We start from the raw sequence: 16,627 nt of genomic DNA on the forward strand, positions 1-16,627 counted from the left end.
GTCCGGTTTTGCGTTCTCCGCGCCCGCCGTCGTTCCGCCCTTCCCGTCGTTAACTCCCCGGGACCCCTGGTCCCCGCACGCCACCGGCTCCCCGCCACAGAGACGAGACCATGCCGAGCACCGACACCCCCCTGCTCACCTCCCTGCGCTCGCCGCGCGTCGTCGCCGCCCGCCGGCTCGCCAAGCGGAACCAGCGCACCAAGGAGCGCCGCTTCCTCGCCGAGGGCCCGCAGGCCGTCCGCGAGGCCGTCGCGTTCGGGAAGCTGCCGGGCACGGGCGAGCACGCCGTGGTAGAGGTGTACGTCACCCCGGAGGCCGCCGAGCGGCACGCCGGCATCGTCGAGGCTGCCCTGGCCGAGGGCGTCCCGGTGCTCACCGCCACCGACGAGGTCATCGCGGACATCTGCGACACCGTGACCCCGCAGGGCATCGTGGCGCTCTGCCACTTCATCGACACCCCGTTCGCCGAGGTGCTCAAGGCCCGCCCGAAGCTGGTCGCGGTGCTCGCCCACGTCCGTGACCCCGGCAACGCCGGCACCGTGCTGCGCACCGCCGACGCGGCCGGCGCGGACGCCGTGGTGCTCACCGACGCCTCGGTGGATCTGTACAACCCGAAGGCCGTCCGGGCCTCCGTCGGCAGCCTGTTCCACCTCCCGGTCGCCGTCGGCGTGCCGGTCGAGGAGGCGGTCGGCAGGCTGCGGGAGGCCGGCGTGCGGGTGCTCGCCGCCGACGGCGCGGGGGAGCGCGACCTCGACCAGGAGCTGGACGAGGGCACCCTGGGCGCGCCCGGCGCGTGGGTGTTCGGCAACGAGGCCTGGGGGCTCCCGGAGGAGACCCGCGCACTCACCGACGAGGTGGTGCGCGTACCGATCCACGGACACGCCGAGAGCCTCAACCTGGCCACGGCCGCCGCCGTCTGCCTCTATGCGTCCGCGCGGGCGCAGCGCTCGCCCGGAGGGTGTCGCGCACAGGGCCAGGAGCGCTAGGGTCTGCCTCGGTGGGGGGAAAGACACGGTGGGTAATCGGGGAGGACACCCATGGTCGGCAGCGGGCCAGAGCTCGATCCGGACGACCTGCCGGACGGCCTGGTGGTCGCCGACGCGCTGGGCCGGGTGGTCTGCTTCAACCGGGTCGCCGCCCGGCTGACCGGCATCCGCCCGGAGGACGCGCTCGGCAGCGCGCTGGAGGACGTCCTCCCGCTGGAGGACCTCGACGGCCGCCGCTGGTGGCAGCTGACCGACCCGTACGGCGGCCTGGCCGTCCGCACCAGCCAGCCGGAGCGCAACCTGCTGCTGCCCGGCGGCCGTGAGGTGCTGGTCTCCGCCCGGTACGTGCGGCAGGGCCCGCAGGGGCCGCTCCAGCGGCTGGTGATCGCCCTGCGCGGCACCGAGGCCCGCCGCCGCACCGAGCGCAGCCACGCCGAGCTGATCGCCACCGTCGCGCACGAGCTGCGCTCACCGCTCACCAGTGTCAAGGGGTTCACCGCGACCCTGCTCGCCAAGTGGGAGCGGTTCACGGACGGGCAGAAGCGGCTGATGCTGGAGACCGTGGACGCGGACGCCGACCGGGTCACCCGGCTGATCGCCGAGCTGCTGGACATCTCCCGGATCGACGCAGGCCGGCTGGAGCTGCGCAAGCAGGTCGTCGACCTGGCGGCGGCGGTGCGCCGGCACGTGGAGCGCAAGGTCGCCACCGGCATCCCCGAGGACCGCTTCGACATCCGGATCAGCGAGTCGCTCACCGTGCTCTGGGCCGACCCGGACAAGGTCGACCAGGTGCTGGCCAACCTGCTGGAAAATGCGGTGCGTCACGGCGAGGGAACTGTCACGATCGAGGTGGCACCGGCCAAGGAGGTCGTCGAGGCACCTGTCTGGGAGCGCTCCGGCACCCCGCCCCGCACCGTGGAAGGCACCGCAGTCACCGTGAGCGACGAAGGAAGCGGCATCCCCGAGGAGTCGATGCCGCGCGTCTTCACCCGCTTCTGGCGCGGCTCCAAGCGCGGCGGCACCGGCCTGGGCCTCTACATCGTCAAGGGCATCGTGGAGGCCCACGGCGGCTCGATCCGCGTCGACCGCGCGCCCGGCGGCGGCGCCCGGTTCCGATTTATCCTGCCCGCCGGGGTGCCCGACTTCATGATGTGAAGCGGACCCGGGGCGGGCTTCACGACGGTCGCGCTACGCGCTGCGACTACACTCGACCTTTGGCGTTGCGCAACGCCCTGCGCGGCCGTGCCGCGGACAACCTCCCCGAGAACCGAGGCGGGGGCTGCCCGTGCCCCGGCCACGCCGGGCGACGCGCTGGGCCCCTCCTGTCCGTTGGCGGGCAAGGAGGGAGCGAGCCCCCTTACCTGAGCACGGACGAGCAGGAGCACGGGAAAGATAGAGATGTCGGCACCCAACAAGTCGTACGACCCGGTCGAGGTCGAGGCCCTCAAGCCCGAGGTGGTGGAGCAGGCCCGGGACGAGGCCGTCCAGGCCTTTGCCGCCGCCACCTCCCTCGACGAGCTGAAGCAGGCCAAGGTCGCCCACACCGGCGACCGCTCCGCGCTCTCCCTCGCCAACCGCGAGATCGGCGCCCTGCCCCCGCACGCCAAGGCCGCCGCCGGCAAGCTGATCGGGCAGGCCCGCGGCGCCGTCAACCAGGCCCTCGCCAAGCGGCAGGCCGAGCTGGAGGCGGAGCGCGACGCCCGCGTGCTGGTCGAGGAGGCGGTGGACGTCACACTGCCCTACGACCGCGCGCCGCGCGGCGCCCGGCACCCGCTGACGACGCTGGCCGAGCGCATCGAGGACACCTTCGTCGCGATGGGCTACGAGATCGCCGAGGGCCCCGAGGTCGAGGCCGAGTGGCTCAACTTCGACGCCCTCAACCTGGGCCCGGACCACCCGGCCCGCTCGATGCAGGACACCTTCTTCGTCCGGGCCCCGGACGGCTCCGCCGACTCCGGCGTCGTGCTGCGCACCCAGACCTCGCCGGTCCAGGCCCGCACGATGCTCGACCGCGAGCCCCCCGTCTACGTCGTCTGCCCCGGCCGGGTCTACCGGACGGACGAGCTGGACGCCACCCACACCCCGGTCTTCCGGCAGGTCGAGGGTCTGGCCGTGGACGAGGGCATCACCTTCGCCGACCTCAAGGGCACCATCGAGCAGCTGGTCTCCAAGCTGATCGGCGACGGCCTGGAGCTGCGCTGGCGCCCCTCGTACTTCCCGTTCACCGAGCCGAGCGCCGAGATCGACCTGCAGTGCTTCGTCTGCCGCGGCGAGTCCGTCGGCAACCCGGACAAGCCCTGCCGGACCTGCTCCTCGGAGGGCTGGATCGAGCTCGGCGGCTGCGGCGTCGTCAACCCGCGGGTGCTGGTCGCCTGCGGCGTCGACCCGAACCGCTACAGCGGGTTCGCCTTCGGCCTGGGCCTGGAGCGGATCCTGATGAACCGTCACAACGTCGCCGACATGCGCGACATGGTCGAGGGTGACGTGCGCTTCACCCTCCCGTTCGGGATGGAGATCTGATGCGCGTCCCGCTTTCCTGGCTGCGCGAGTACGTCGACCTGCCGGCCGGCGAGACCGGCCGTGACGTCGCGGAGCGCCTCGTCCGGGCCGGCCTGGAGGTCGAGACCGTCGAGCAGATCGGCGCCGACCTCAAGGGCCCGCTGGTCGTCGGCCAGGTGCTCTCCATCGAGGAGCTGACCGGCTTCAAGAAGCCGATCCGGCACTGCTTCGTCAACGTCGGCGACGCCAACGGCACCGGCGAGCCGCAGGAGATCGTCTGCGGCGCGACCAACTTCGCGGTCGGCGACAAGGTCGTCGTGGTGCTCCCGGGCGCCGTGCTGCCCGGCCCGTTCCCGATCGCCGCCCGGCAGACCTACGGCCACACCTCGGCCGGCATGATCTGCTCCGCCCGCGAGCTGGGCATGGGCGACGACCACAACGGCATCATCGTGCTCCCGCCCGAGTACGAGCCCGGCACCGACGCGATCGAGCTGCTCCAGCTCGTCGACGAGGTGCTGGACATCGCCGTCACCCCGGACCGCGGCTACTGCCTGTCGATGCGCGGCGTGGCCCGTGAGGCCGCCGCCGCGTACGGGCTGCCGCTGGCCGACCCGGCGCTGCTCGACGTGCCGCCGGCCAACTCCTACGGCTACCTGGTCAAGGTCGCCGACCCGGCCGGCTGCGACCGCTTCGTGGCCCGCACGGTGGTCGGCCTCGACCCGGCCGCCAAGTCGCCGATCTGGCTCCAGCGCCGCCTGCAGAAGTCCGGCATCCGCCCGATCTCGCTGGCCGTGGACATCACCAACTACGTGATGCTGGAGGTCGGCCAGCCGCTGCACGCCTACGACAAGCAGCGCGTCGACGGCCCGATCCTGGTCCGCCGGGCGGAGGAGGGCGAGACCCTCACCACCCTCGACGGCGTCGAGCGCAAGCTCTCCGCCGAGGACCTGCTGATCTGCGACAACAGCGGCCCGATCGGCCTGGCCGGTGTCATGGGCGGCGCCTCCACCGAGATCCTCGACCCGGCTGCCGGCCCGGGCACCACCGAGGTGATCATCGAGGCCGCGCACTTCGACCCGGTCGCCATCGCCCGCGGCGCCAAGCGGCACAAGCTGCCGTCCGAGGCGTCCAAGCGCTTCGAGCGCGGCGTCGACCCGGAGGCCGCCCGCGCCGCCGCGCAGCGCGCCGTCGACCTGCTGGTGCTGATCGCCGGCGGCACCGCCGAGGCGGGCGTCACCGACATCGCCGCCCCGCACCCGGTGCGCACCATCACCATCGCCGCCGACCTGCCCGACCGGGTGGCCGGCACCGCGTACGGCCGCGAGAGCGTCACCCGGCGCCTGCAGGAGATCGGCTGCTCCGTCGCGGGCGCCGACATCCTGGAGGTCACCCCGCCGACCTGGCGCCCCGACCTCACCGACCCGTACGACCTCGCCGAGGAGGTCATCCGCCTGGAGGGGTACGACAACGTGCCCGCCCGGATGCCCACCGTGCCGCCGGGCAAGGGCCTGACCGAGGCCCAGCGGACGCACCGCCGGGTCGGCGTCGCGCTCGCCGCCGCCGGCTACGTCGAGGTGAACAACTACCCGTTCGTCGGCGAGGCCGCCTTCGAGGCGCTCGGCCTGGAGCGGGACGACCGGCGCCGCCGCACCGTCAAGCTGGTCAACCCGCTCAACGACGAGGAGCCGGCGCTGCGCACCACGCTGCTGCCGGGCCTGCTCGGGGCGCTGCGCCGCAACATCGGCCGTGGCAACACCGACCTGGCGGTCTTCGAGACGGGCACCGTCTTCCTGCCGAAGGACGAGCTGTCCGTCGCGCCGCGCCCGGCCGTCGACCGCCGTCCGAGCGACGAGGAGCTGGCCGCGCTGGACGCCGCACTGCCGCACCAGCCGCGCCGCGTCGCCGTCGCCCTCGCGGGCGAGCGGCTGCCGTCCGGCTGGTGGGGCAAGGGCGCCCAGGCGAGCTGGGCGGACGCCGTCGAGGCGGGCCGCACGGTGGCCCGCGCCGCCGGCATCGAGCTGACCGTGCGCCAGAGCCAGCTGCTGCCCTGGCACCCGGGCCGCTGCGCCGAGCTGGTCGTGGCCGGCACCGACCGGGTGGTCGGCCACGCCGGTGAGCTGCACCCGCGCGTGGTCAAGGCGCTCGGCCTGCCGGAGCGCACCGCCGCGATGGAGCTCGACCTGGACCTGCTGACCGAGGACGGCGCCGGGCGGGTCTCGGGCCCGGCGGTCTCCGGCTTCCCGGTGGCCACCCAGGACGTCGCGCTGATCGTGGACACCGCCGTCCCGGCCGCCCAGGTCGAGGCCGCGCTGCGCACCGGCGCCGGCGACCTGCTGGAGGCCATCCGGCTGTTCGACGTGTTCACCGGTGAGCAGGTCGGCGAGGGCAAGAAGTCGCTGGCGTACGCGCTGCGCTTCCGCGCCACCGACCGCACGCTGACCGCGGACGAGGCCACCGCCGCCCGCGAGGCGGCCGTCGCCGAGGCCGTCGCCCGGACGGGTGCGGTGCTGCGCGGCGCCTGACGCGTGGTGCCCGAGGGCCCTGCCGGATCCTGGATCCGGCAGGGCCCTTTGCCATGTCTTGGGTTGACGGAGCGTCGAATCCTTCCTTAACTCATTAACTATGGAAGTAGATAAACCAGAACCGGGGGAGCAGCCCTCCCCGATCGAGTTCCGCCTGGACCCGGCCTCCGGCGTCCCGACCTACCTGCAACTGGTGCAGCAGGTCGAACAGGCGCTGCGGATGGGCTGGCTGGCCGAGGGCGACCGGCTGCCCCGGGTCCGCGAGGTGGTGGCGGGGCTGGCGATCAACCCCAACACCGTGCTCAAGGCGTACCGCGAGCTGGAACACCGGGGGCTCGCCGCCGGCCGGCGCGGCCAGGGCACCTTCGTCCGCGGGCTGCCCGCCGGCGTCGTGCCGCTGCGCGAACGGGCCGCGCTGCGACGGGGGCTGCTCGACTGGCTGCGCACCGCGCGGGCGGCCGGACTGGACGAGGAGGGGATGGCCGCGGTGTTCGAGGACGCCCTGCGCGACCTGCGCAGCGGCGGCAACGGGGGGAACGGGAACGACGGGGTGGTGGCGTGATGGCGTCGGACACGGTGATCGACTGCGGCGGGCTGGGCAAGCGCTACCGCCGCTCCTGGGCCCTGCGGGACTGCCATCTCGCCGTCCCGGCCGGGCACGTGGTCGCCCTGGTCGGCCCGAACGGTGCCGGCAAGACGACCCTGCTCAACCTGGCCGCCGGCCTGACCGCCCCCACCGAGGGCGCCCTGAGCGTGCTCGGCGGCGAACTCCCCGGCTCACCCGGCGCGTTGGACCGGATCGGCTTCGTCGCCCAGAACGCCGCGCTCTACCCGGGCCTGGCCGTCCGCGACCTGCTGCGGATGGGCCGCGGCCTCAACCGCCGCTGGGACGACGCCCGCGCCCGTACCCACCTGGACGGCCTCGGCATCCCGCTCGACCGCCGGTACGGGCGGCTTTCCGGTGGCCAGCAGGCCCAGGTCTCGCTCGCCCTCGCCCTGGCCAAGCGGCCCGAACTGCTGCTCCTGGACGAGCCCCTGGCCGCCCTCGACCCGCTCGCCCGGCACGACTTCATGGCCGTCCTGCTGACCGCCGTCGCCGACGACGGCTTGTCGGTGCTCTTCTCCTCGCACGCCATCGCCGAACTGGAGCAGAGCTGCGACTACCTGGTGGTGCTCGGCGGCGGCCGGGTCCAGGTCGCCGGGGAGGTGGACGAGCTGGTGGGCGGCCACCGGATGCTCACCGGCCCCACCGCCGAGGCCGACGGGGTCGCCGCGACGGTGCCGGTGGTACGCGAGCGCCGGGCCGGCGCGCAGTCCCACCTGCTGGTCCGTACCGGCGGCGTCGATGCCCCGGTGGCCGGCGGCTGGCGCCAACAGCGCGTCGGCCTGGAGGAGTTGGTTCTCGCCTACCTGCGCGAGCCGGCCGCCTCCGCCCTGCCCGGCCCGCGCGGGGCCGTCCGTACGAACGAGAGGGTCCTGCAGTCGTGAGCACGATCACCGCCGTCACCGCCGTCACCACCGGCCTTCCCCGGGGTGGTGTCCTGTCCGCGGCCTGGCTGCGCCACCGCACCGCGCTGCTCACCGTGCTCGGGGTGCTCGCCGTCGGCGCCGCGCTGCTGCTGGCCGACGGCTGGTTCCTGCACGCGGCGTTCGACCGCTCCGGGGCGGCGGGCTGCGACCGGAGCACCCAGTCGTGCAACGAGCTGTGGAAGGTCTTCCTGCGCGAGTACGGCACCCGGCTGACGGTCGGCGCCAACCTCCTCTACTTCCTCGGCGGCTCGGTCGGCGCGTTCGTCGGGGGGCCGTTGCTGGCGCGGGAGTTCGAGCACGGCACCTACCGCTACGCCTGGACCCAGGGGGCCGGGCGCGCCCGCTGGACGGCGACCGGGCTGGCTCTGGCGGGCGCGGTGCTGGCGGCGGGGGCGGCGCTGCTGGGCCTGGCGTTCGACTGGTGGAGCGCGCCGCTGGCCGAGGAGACGGGCCGGTTCTCCCCGCTGCTGTTCGTGGGCGCGCCGCTCGCCCTGGCCGGCCGGGTGCTGCTGGTCTTCGCGGTCTCGGCGCTCGCGGGCGCGGTGCTGCGGCGCACGGTGGTCGCGGTCGGGATCGGCGTCGGCGCCTCGGTGGCGACCACCCTGGTCGCCCAGTCCGCGCGGTTCCACTACCGGGCGCCACTGGAGGACACCGTCCACACCCTGGTGCAGCCCGCCGTCGACCACCGCTGGGCGGCCAGCACGTGGTTCACCGACCCGTCGGGGGACCGGATCCCCATGCGCGACTTCTACAACCTCGGCAACGGCTTCTACGACGGGGAGAAGCTGATGCGCGACGGCGGCTACGCCGTCCACGAGATCTACCAGCCGGACGACCGCTACTGGGCGTTCCAGCTGATCGAGTGCGGATGGATGACGGCGCTGGCGGTGGCGGTCTGCGCCGCCGCGGTCTGGTGGGTGCGGCGCCGGGCGCTCTGACGTGGGGCGGCGTGACGAGGGGCGCTCTGGCGGCGGGCGATCCGACGTCGTGCGCTCTGACCTCGGGGTTTGAAGAGTTTCCGTCAAAGCCCTTGCGGCCCCGGGTCCGTGGACGCTATTCCTTAGTTAGGAAAGTTTCCTAATGCCCTTGCGGCGGGTACCCCCTGCCCGCCCCCACGGACACGGAGCGTCAGATGCACCGTCAGCACCGCACCGTACGCATAGCCCTCGCCGCCCTGCTGGTGGCCGCGCCCGCCACCGTCGCGGCCGCCGGCGCCGCCCACGCGACGGCCCCGGCCGCGGCCGTCGTCCAGGCCAAGGCCGCCGGCCTGGACGACCCGCACAAGAAGGACATCGCGATGCAGCTGGTGTCCAGCGCCGAGAACTCCTCGCTGGACTGGAAGTCGCAGTACAAGTACATCGAGGACATCAAGGACGGCCGCGGCTACACCGCCGGCATCATCGGATTCTGTTCCGGCACCGGCGACATGCTCGACCTGGTCGAGCACTACACCTCCCTCAAGCCCGGCAACGTCCTCGCCAAGTACCTCCCGGCGCTGCGCAAGGTCAACGGCACCGAGTCGCACGCCGGCCTCGGCTCCGCCTTCGAGCGCGACTGGGCCACCGCCGCCAAGGACACCGTCTTCCAGCAGGCCCAGAACGACGAGCGCGACCGCGTCTACTTCAACCCCGCCGTCAGCCAGGCCAAGTCCGACGGCCTGCGCGCACTCGGCCAGTTCATGTACTACGACGCCATCGTCATGCACGGCCCCGGCACCGACTCGACCAGCTTCGGCGGCATCCGCAAGACCGCGATGAAGAAGGCCAAGACCCCCGCCCAGGGCGGCGACGAGGCCACCTACCTCAAGGCCTTCCTGGACGCCCGCCGCGCCGCGATGAAGACCGAGGAGGCGCACTCCGACACCAGCCGCGTCGACACCGAGCAACTGGTCTTCCTCAACGCCAAGAACTTCGACCTGAACCCGCCGCTCAAGTGGAAGGTCTACGGCGACAGTTACAGCATCAACAGCTGACGCCCGAGCATGCCGCAGGGGCGGGGAGGCCCGAGCCTCCCCGCCCCTGCGGCGCGCCGGTCAGGCGCCGGCGGTGTAGTCGTAGAAGCCGCGGCCGGACTTGCGGCCCAGCAGGCCCGCGTCGACCATCCGGGACAGCAGCGGGGGAGCCGCGTACAGGGGCTCTTTGTACTCGTCGTACATCGACTCGGCGATCGAGACGATCGTGTCCAGGCCGATCAGGTCGCACAGCCGCAGCGGGCCCATCGGGTGGGCGCAGCCGGCCTCCATGCCCTTGTCGATGTCGGAGGCGGTCGCCACGCCCGACTCGAACATCCGCACCGCGGAGAGCAGGTACGGCACCAGCAGCGCGTTCACCACGAAGCCGGCCCGGTCACGGGCGCGGATCGGCTCCTTGGCGAGCACCTGGGTGGCGAAGGTCTCCACCCGCTCGGTGGTCGCGGCCGAGGTGGTCAGGGTGGGGATCACCTCGACCAGCTTCTGCACCGGCGCCGGGTTGAAGAAGTGCAGGCCGATCACCTGCTCCGGGCGCGAGGTCGCGGCGGCCAGCTTCACGATCGGGATCGACGAGGTGTTGGAGGCGAGGATGGCGTCCCGGCGCTCGACCACCTGGTCCAGCGTCTGGAAGATCTGGACCTTGATGTCCTCGCGCTCGGCGACCGCCTCGACCACCAGGTCACGGTCGGCGAAGTCGGCGAGGTCGGTGGTGAAGGCCAGCCGGGCCAGCGCGTCGTCGCGCTGCTCGGTGGTCAGCTTGCCCCGCTTGACGGCCGTCTCCAGGGAGTTGGTCAGCCGGGTACGGCCGAACTCCAGGGCCTCCCCGCTCGCCTCCGACACCAGGACGTCCAGCCCCGCCCGGGCGAACACCTCCGCGATGCCCGACCCCATCAGGCCGCAGCCGATCACTCCGACGCGCGCGATGTCACTCACTCAGTTGCCCTTCGGTTGTGCCGGGGGTGCGGCCCCGGCGACAGGTGGCCCAGCAAACTGCTGTTCAGCGGGAGGGCGCACCGGAATGCGTGCACCAGTGCACCGCCCCGACGACGTTACTACTCCGTACCGGCGAGTAGGTCATCCCCTCCCCGGCTGGGCCGGCCCGCCGGGAGGCTGCGCCGGACGGGTGGCCCGGTGGACGGAACCCGTGCGCCCGGGGCCGGGCACACCCGGGAGCCGGACAGAATGCGGGACGGCCGCGGCTGGCGAAGGCTGATGTCAGGGGGAACCGGTGGCAGGCGAAGGGAGTCGGGGATGGCAACGGGATCGCTCACAGGACAGGTCGCCCTCGTCACCGGAGCCGGCCGGGGCATCGGCCGCGAGATCGCCGTCGGCCTCGCCGCCGAGGGCATGGCCGTCGGCCTGGTCGGCCGCACGCACGAGACCCTCACCGACACCCTCAAGGAGTGCGCCCGGCACGGGGCCCGCGGCGTCGCCGTCACCGCGGACGTCACCCGGCACGGCTCGGTCCGCGAGGCCGTCCGGGTCGTCGAGCGCGACCTCGGCCCGATCGACCTGCTGGTCAACAACGCCGGCCAGGTCGACCGGGCCGAGGTCCCGCTCTGGGAGACCGACGCCAACCAGTGGTGGCAGGTGATCGAGACCAACCTGCGCGGCCCCTACAACCTGCTGCGCTGCGTCCTGCCCGGCATGGTCGAGCGCCGCCGGGGCCGGGTCGTCAACCTCAACTCCGGCTTCGCGCTGCGCCCCGACGGTCACTACACCGCGTACGCCACGTCCAAGGGCGCGCTGCTCCAGCTCTCCGACAACATGGCCGACTCGCTCGCCGAGCACCAGGTGGTGGTGCTCGACATCAGCCCCGGCGCGGTCGCCACCGACATGACCGCCGGCATGCCGATGTTCCAGTCCATGAAGACCTGGGGCTCCATCCCGTACATGGTCGCGGTCACCGTGGACGCCGCCCGCGGCCGCTTCGACGCCCTGCACGGCCGCTTCATCCACGCCGGGCGGGACAACCTGGAGGAACTGGTCAGCCGCGCCGAGGAGATCCGCGCCTCCGACGCCCGCACCCTGAGGCTGCGCGCGTACGGGCCGGAGGACCCGATGGGCTGAGCCTCCCCGGGCGCCCGCCGCGCAGGTCAGAAGACCTGGAGCTCCAGCAGGGCCGCCAGTTCCTCCGCGGTGAGCGAGCCCGGCCGGCGCCCGGTGCGGGCGAACGCGTTGGCGAGCCGTTGCAGCGCCTCGTTGAGCGGGGCCGGCACCCCGTGCAGCCGGCCCAGCAGCACGATCTCGCCGTTGAGGTGGTCCGCCTCGATCGAGCCGGTGCCGCGCGCCAGGCTCTGCCAGGACGAGCTGCCACCGCGCTCGGCCCCCGGTACCGGCTCCAGCTCCAGCAGCTCCCCGACCAGCCGGGCCTGCTCGGCAGGGTCGTGGTGCGCGATGCCGGCGGCGGCCAGCACGGCCGCGCCCTCCGCCATCACCCGCTGCTGGAGGCCGCTGTGCGGTTCGCCCTCGCGCGAGCCGGCCACCGCGTCCAGTGCGTTGCCGGCATTGCCGAGCAGCTTGGCGTACTTCCAGCGCATCACCTCGGGGTCGACCGGCGCGCTGAAGCAGGACTTCGCCAGGGCGGCGGCGATGGCCGCGGCCCGCTCGCCGCCGTCGCCGCGGGGGTACCCGCCGAGGCGCAGCACCCCGCTCAGCGGCGTCCCGGCGGCGGTGACCACACCCGGCTCCAGGTGGCCGGACGGCAGCCAGACGCACATCGCCAGCACCTGCCGGAAGAGCCGCAGCGCGAGCCGCTCGTTCTCCACGCCGTTCTGCGCGCAGACCAACGGCAGCCGTTCGCCCGCCGTGCCGCCGCCGGCCACCGGGTGCGGCGCCCACGCGGCCAGCGCGGCGGGGGTGTCCTGGGTCTTGACGGCGAGCAGCAGCACGTCGTCCGGGCGCAGCTCGACGTCCCCGGGCCCGGCCGCGACCGGGATCCGCAGGGTGCGGAAACCCTCCGGTGTCCCGAACCGCAGCCCGTTCTCGCGCAGCGCCGCCAGATGGGCGCCGCGCGCCACCAGGACCACGTCGTGTCCGCCCTCGTGCAGCCGGGCACCGATCGTGCCGCCCACCGCACCCGCCCCGATGATGATGTAGCGCATGCCCGCAGCATCGCACGGGCCGCCGCGTGGCTGGAGGGCGTCGTGTGGGTGCGGGGCGTCAGGCGCAGAGCTGGCTGGCGGTGACCGGCTTCAGCCCGGCCTTGGCGAGTCCGTCCAGGATGCCCGGCAGCGCGTCCACCGTGCACTGGTGGCCCATGTGCAGGGCGACCACCGAGCCGCCCTTGGCCGAGCCGAGCACCCGGCGCTGCAGCTCGGCGGCGCTCGGGTCGTTGTAGTCGCGCGGGTCGACGTCGAAGGAGAGCACGTGCTCGTAGCCGACCGCCCGGGCCTGCTCGCGGACCATCGGAGTGGCGTACTGGGCGGCGGACGGGCGGAACCAGCGGCCGATCGAGCCGGTGAGCCGCTGGAGCCGCTCCGCGCACTGGGCGATCTCGGCCCGCGCCTGGTCGGGGGCCATGGCGGAGATGTTCTGGTGGTTCTGGGTGTGGTTGCCCAGCTCGTGGCCGCCGTCCAGGATGCGCCGGGCCATCTGCGGCTGCTGGTCAAGCCAGCTGCCGACGGCCATCACCGTCAGCTTGGCGCCGCGCTGCTCGGCGATCTCCAGCAGGGCGGTGGCCAGCTTCGGGTCGCCGCTGCCGTGGAAGGTCAGGGCGACGTTCTTGCCGGTGCGCGGCCCGTAGGCGACCTCGGCCGGGGTGCCGGGCGCGAGCGGCGGCAGCACCGGCGGGGCCGGCGGCGCACTGGCCGAGGCCGGGGCCGCCGCCGGGTCGGGCGAGGACGTGGTGGTGGCGGGCGCGGCCGGGGCGGGGGAGGCCGGGCCCTCGCCGCCCGCCCAGGCCGGGTCCACGGCGGCCGGGTCCTCGCCGCCCGGGTGAACGGTCCCGGGGTGGACGGCGAGCGCCCCCGGGTCGGCCCGGCGCGGGCCGGTGCTGCCGCAGGCGGTGAGCAGCGCACTTCCGGCGGCGAGGGCGGCCAGTCGGGCGGCGGCGCGCAGGACGGTGCGGCGGTCGGCGGTCATCCGGTTGGCAGTCATCGGCAGCCAGCATAGGGACGGCGCATCGCCGGGGCGATTCGACGCCGCACCCGAACCGCCGTCGACGTGCGCACACACCACCCGCAGGGGCCTGCGGAAACCTGAACTCACGCTGTTTCCACGGCGAGTCGTCGGATACGATCACGGCGCACGGCGTGGTGGTACACGCACCGCACAGGCAGGCATTCCGGCAGTCAGGCATAGGGGGCGGAACACGATGGACGAGGACACCGCTGCGGCGACGACCGGCACGGGCGTCGGCACCGACTGGGACTGGGCACGGGCCGACGACTGGCAGCCGCCGACCGAGCTGGACACGGGCATTCCGCACACCGCCCGGATGTACGACTACTACCTCGGCGGCAAGGACAACTTCGAGGCCGACCGCAAGGCCGCCGAGGCCGCCATCGCCGCCTACCCGGCGCTGCCGCTGCTGGCCCGCACCAACCGCGAATTCCTCGGCCGCGCCGTCGAGTTCGCGGCCGGCCAGGGCATCCGCCAGTTCCTCGACATCGGCACCGGCATCCCCGCCGTCGGCTCCACCAGCGAGGTCGCCCAGAGGTTCGCCCCCGACGCCCGCGTGGTGTACGTCGACAACGACCCGATCGTCGCCACCCACGCCCGCGCCCTGCTGGCGAACCACCCGGTCGGCCCCACCTCGGTGATCGAGGCCGACCTGCGCGAACCCGCCACGATCCTCGACCACCCCGGCCTGCACGCCGCCGTCGACCTCGGCGAGCCGGTGGCCCTGATGCTCGTCGCCGTCCTGCACTTCATCCGCGACGAGGACGGCGCCGAGGCGATCGTCCGCACCCTGCGCGACGTGCTCGCCCCCGGCAGCATGCTGATCCTGTCGCACGGCAGCCCCGACTTCGCCTCCCGGGAGAGTGCCGCCGAGGGCGCCCGGATATACAAGAGCGCCAGCGCCCCGCTGGTGCTGCGCCCGCGCGCCGGCGTCGAACCGTTCTTCGGGGACTTCGAGTTCGCCGGCCCCGGCCTCGTCCAGCTCCCGCTCTGGCGCCCCGAGGCCGGGCACGTCCCGACCGGCGAGCTGCCCGAGGGCTGGCAGGACGTCTCGGCGTACGCGGGCGTCGCGTTCAAGCGCTGAGCGGTACCGCGTCGCGTCGTGGGCCGTCGAGCCGTGCGTCGTTGGGTCGGGCCTCGTCGGCCGTACGCCTGGTGAGTCGTACGGGTGTTGGGCCGTGCGCCTGGTGAGCGTGCGTCTCCTGTCCGTGGGCCGGCCCCGGCGCCTCCCCTCCAGGCGCCGGGGCCGACTCGCGTCCCCATCCACCCGGACATTAACGCCCGCCACTGACAATCCGTCAGTCGACTAGTCTTCACCCGCCCGGGTTACCCTGCGCCCGTGACCGACATCCCGCCGCTGCCCGCGGCCGCCGCCCGCCTGCTGGAGGCCGCCGGCGCGCCGCCCCGGCTGGTAGCCCACCTCGGCCTGGTCCACGAGGTCGCGGAGACCCTCGCCGACTGGTGCGCCGCCGCCTGCCCCGGTCTCGCGCTGGACCGTGAGGCAGTGCTGTTCGGCGCCGCCACCCACGACATCGGCAAGGCCGTCCACCGTGAGGAGCTCTCCGGGCCGGGCTCCGCCCACGAACCCGCCGGGTACGAGCTGCTGCTCGCCCACGGCGTCCCCGAGCGGCTGGCCCGCTTCGCCCGCACCCACGCACGCTGGGGCGAGCAGGGCACCACCGTCGAGGACCTGCTGGTGAGCTTGGCCGACAAGGCATGGAAGAACAGCCGGGTGCGGGACCTTGAGGACCGGGTGGTCGACCGGCTCGCGACCGCCGGCCGCCGTGAGCCCTGGGAGGTCTTCCTGGAGCTGGACGACCTGCTCACCCGGATCGGCGAGGACGCCCCGCGCCGGCTCGCCCTCCAGGCCGCCCGTCCGGTCCGGTAGCGGGACGCTGCGGCGGATGATGGCGCGACAGCCCCCCGTCGGACCGGTGCCGGATTTCGTGGCATGAACCCCTGGGCGAGATCCGAGGGTCCTTCGTCGGCTGCTCCGAGAGCCTTCCCGTCGGCTCGGTCTGCGTCGTGGCCTGGCCGAACTCCCCCGGGAGCAGCCGGACTTCCTCGGCCGGTAGCCGGCGCCCGGCCGGCGGGTCCACGACCGGGCGCCCGCTACCGCCGCCGCAGGTCGTCCAGCTCGCGCCGGTCCCGCTTGGTGGGCCGCCCGGCGCCCCGGTCCCGCTCGCCGGCCGCCGCGAGATGCTCGCGCGGCGGCCGCGGCGGGCTGTTGTCCACCAGGCACTCGGCCGCGACACCCGCCCCGACCCGCTTGCGGACCAGCTTCGTCACCACGACGACCCGCTCGTACCCCTCCTGACGCACCCGGACCTCGTCCCCGGGCTTCAACGCCTGCGCGGGCTTGGCCCGCTCCCCGTTCACCTTCACGTGCCCGGCCCGGCACGCGGCCGCCGCCAGCGCCCGCGTCTTGGTGAGCCGCACGGACCAGATCCAGCTGTCCACCCGGACGCTTCCCTCGTCTTCGACCATCCTCCGAGCCTACCGAGCCCTTCCGGAGCGACCGAGCCCCGGACCTGCCGGGCCCACTGCCGACGAAGCCGCCCGCCGGCCGCCCGCGGCCCGGGCTAGGCAGGCGGTGACTCCTGGACCGCCCAGCCGTTGCCGTCCGGATCGCTGAAGAAGACGAACGAGTTCCACTCCCCGCCGTGCCCGTCCACCCGGGCGCCGGCCTCGAAGTGCTGGACCGGGCTCACCTCCACCCCGCGCGCGACCAGCTGGCCGTGCGCACGGTCGATGTCCGTCACCACCAGCTGGAGTCCCTTCAGCGAGCCCGGCGGCGCGTCCGTCACGCCGGTGCCCAGCACGATCGAGCAGCCCGAGCCCGGCGGCGTCAGCTGGACCACCCGCACGCCGTCCCGGATCCGGGTGTCGTGGTCGACGGTGAAGCCGGCCTGCTCCTCGTAGAAGACCTTGGCCCGGTCCACGTCGGACACCGGGACCACCACCACTTCGAGCTTCCAGTCCATGCCCAAGTCCCCTTC

16 protein-coding genes are annotated in these 16,627 nt (G+C 73.8%); 11 read left to right on the top strand and 5 right to left on the bottom strand.

Annotated features, from left to right (window positions below):
* The first annotated feature begins 110 nt into the window (after positions 1–110).
* The 8 genes from OG286_RS30970 to OG286_RS31005 all read left to right on the top strand — a co-directional run bounded on the left by OG286_RS30970 (position 111) and on the right by OG286_RS31005 (position 9,509).
* Entirely contained in the window at positions 111–986 is an 876-nt protein-coding gene (locus tag OG286_RS30970; RefSeq protein ID WP_396321745.1) for a TrmH family RNA methyltransferase, read from the top strand.
* Positions 987–1,037: 51 nt separating this feature from the next.
* Complete coding sequence (locus tag OG286_RS30975) at positions 1,038–2,141, top strand: ATP-binding protein (RefSeq protein WP_396321744.1); 1,104 nt, start codon at positions 1,038–1,040, stop codon at positions 2,139–2,141.
* Positions 2,142–2,384: 243 nt separating this feature from the next.
* A complete protein-coding gene (pheS, locus tag OG286_RS30980; RefSeq protein ID WP_396321743.1) occupies positions 2,385–3,506 on the top strand; it encodes a phenylalanine--tRNA ligase subunit alpha in 1,122 nt (373 codons plus the stop codon).
* A complete protein-coding gene (gene pheT, locus OG286_RS30985; RefSeq protein ID WP_396321742.1) occupies positions 3,506–6,007 on the top strand; it encodes a phenylalanine--tRNA ligase subunit beta in 2,502 nt (833 codons plus the stop codon). Before pheS ends, pheT begins: the two co-directional genes overlap by 1 nt.
* A 100-nt stretch (positions 6,008–6,107) precedes the next feature.
* A complete protein-coding gene (locus OG286_RS30990) occupies positions 6,108–6,569 on the top strand; it encodes a GntR family transcriptional regulator (RefSeq protein ID WP_396321741.1) in 462 nt (153 codons plus the stop codon).
* Entirely contained in the window at positions 6,569–7,495 is a 927-nt protein-coding gene (locus OG286_RS30995; protein ID WP_396321740.1) for an ATP-binding cassette domain-containing protein, read from the top strand. Before OG286_RS30990 ends, OG286_RS30995 begins: the two co-directional genes overlap by 1 nt.
* Complete coding sequence (locus tag OG286_RS31000; protein WP_396321739.1) at positions 7,492–8,475, top strand: hypothetical protein; 984 nt, start codon at positions 7,492–7,494, stop codon at positions 8,473–8,475. Before OG286_RS30995 ends, OG286_RS31000 begins: the two co-directional genes overlap by 4 nt.
* Positions 8,476–8,669: 194 nt before the next feature.
* Entirely contained in the window at positions 8,670–9,509 is an 840-nt protein-coding gene (locus OG286_RS31005) for a chitosanase (protein WP_396321738.1), read from the top strand.
* Between the two features lie 60 nt (positions 9,510–9,569).
* Here the strand turns inward: OG286_RS31005 and OG286_RS31010 are convergent, their stop codons facing one another.
* Positions 9,570–10,439: a 3-hydroxybutyryl-CoA dehydrogenase gene (locus OG286_RS31010; protein ID WP_396321737.1), complete on the bottom strand. Its 870-nt coding sequence runs from the start codon at positions 10,437–10,439 to the stop codon at positions 9,570–9,572.
* Between the two features lie 318 nt (positions 10,440–10,757).
* Here OG286_RS31010 and OG286_RS31015 point away from each other — a divergent pair, with 318 nt between their 5' ends.
* Positions 10,758–11,576, top strand: coding sequence for an SDR family NAD(P)-dependent oxidoreductase (locus OG286_RS31015; protein ID WP_396321736.1), 819 nt, complete (start codon positions 10,758–10,760; stop codon positions 11,574–11,576).
* A 26-nt stretch (positions 11,577–11,602) separates the two neighbouring features.
* Here the strand turns inward: OG286_RS31015 and OG286_RS31020 are convergent, their stop codons facing one another.
* The gene (locus tag OG286_RS31020) at positions 11,603–12,610 is read right to left on the bottom strand and encodes a ketopantoate reductase family protein (RefSeq protein WP_396321735.1); all 1,008 of its coding nucleotides are present in this window, start codon (positions 12,608–12,610) and stop codon (positions 11,603–11,605) included.
* A gap of 58 nt (positions 12,611–12,668) precedes the next feature.
* Positions 12,669–13,604, bottom strand: coding sequence for a polysaccharide deacetylase family protein (locus tag OG286_RS31025; RefSeq protein ID WP_396321734.1), 936 nt, complete (start codon positions 13,602–13,604; stop codon positions 12,669–12,671).
* A 217-nt stretch (positions 13,605–13,821) separates the two neighbouring features.
* Here OG286_RS31025 and OG286_RS31030 point away from each other — a divergent pair, with 217 nt between their 5' ends.
* Both OG286_RS31030 and OG286_RS31035 read left to right on the top strand, forming a co-directional pair.
* Complete coding sequence (locus OG286_RS31030) at positions 13,822–14,712, top strand: SAM-dependent methyltransferase (protein ID WP_396321733.1); 891 nt, start codon at positions 13,822–13,824, stop codon at positions 14,710–14,712.
* A gap of 255 nt (positions 14,713–14,967) precedes the next feature.
* On the top strand, positions 14,968–15,516 hold the full coding sequence (locus OG286_RS31035; RefSeq protein ID WP_396321732.1) for an HD domain-containing protein: 549 nt from the start codon (positions 14,968–14,970) through the stop codon (positions 15,514–15,516).
* 224 nt (positions 15,517–15,740) lie between these two features.
* Here OG286_RS31035 and OG286_RS31040 read toward each other — a convergent pair whose 3' ends face one another.
* Entirely contained in the window at positions 15,741–16,115 is a 375-nt protein-coding gene (locus OG286_RS31040) for an RNA-binding S4 domain-containing protein (RefSeq protein ID WP_396321731.1), read from the bottom strand.
* Positions 16,116–16,210: 95 nt separating this feature from the next.
* Positions 16,211–16,612, bottom strand: a complete 402-nt coding sequence (locus tag OG286_RS31045) for a VOC family protein (protein WP_396321730.1) — start codon at positions 16,610–16,612, stop codon at positions 16,211–16,213.
* Between the last annotated feature and the right edge of the window lie 15 nt (positions 16,613–16,627).

The organism is Kitasatospora sp. NBC_00039 (assembly GCF_045160625.1).
In the GTDB taxonomy this organism is placed as follows: domain Bacteria; phylum Actinomycetota; class Actinomycetes; order Streptomycetales; family Streptomycetaceae; genus Kitasatospora.